Raw genomic sequence first — 358 nt, 5'->3', positions numbered from 1 at the left:
AGAGAACTTAAAATTGATGTTAACTCAATAAAAGAATCATCAAAATCAATTACGGTTAGTGATGATGGAGATATAAGAACGGATAATTCACATAGTACATTAGCAAGTTCAAAATCAAAAATCTCATTACATGGAATTGAAATTCCCTCAAGTTTATTCCCTGAAAGTTGGAGAATAAAAAACAATCAAGTAAAAATCAATTGTCCTTTTCCGCTGATACTTATAATTGATGTGTGTGGTGAGCGAGATTTGGACTTAAATTCTCCAAGAACTGAAATAATAATAAGTGAAAAATGGACAGATTTTGAAGAGAATCTAGCTAGTATAATTTGTGAGAAAATCAAAGAGTCAGTTACAA

At 29.9% G+C, this 358-nt stretch carries 1 protein-coding gene; it reads left to right on the top strand.

Annotation, left to right across the window (positions count from 1 at the left end; translation table 11 throughout):
* The coding region (locus tag HC175_RS21025; RefSeq protein ID WP_209310165.1) for a hypothetical protein at window positions 1-358 on the top strand (358 nt) is incomplete at both ends.

The sequence above is a fragment of the Salinimicrobium oceani genome, from assembly GCF_012037645.1.
This window is presented reverse-complemented; position numbering and strand designations above follow the sequence as displayed.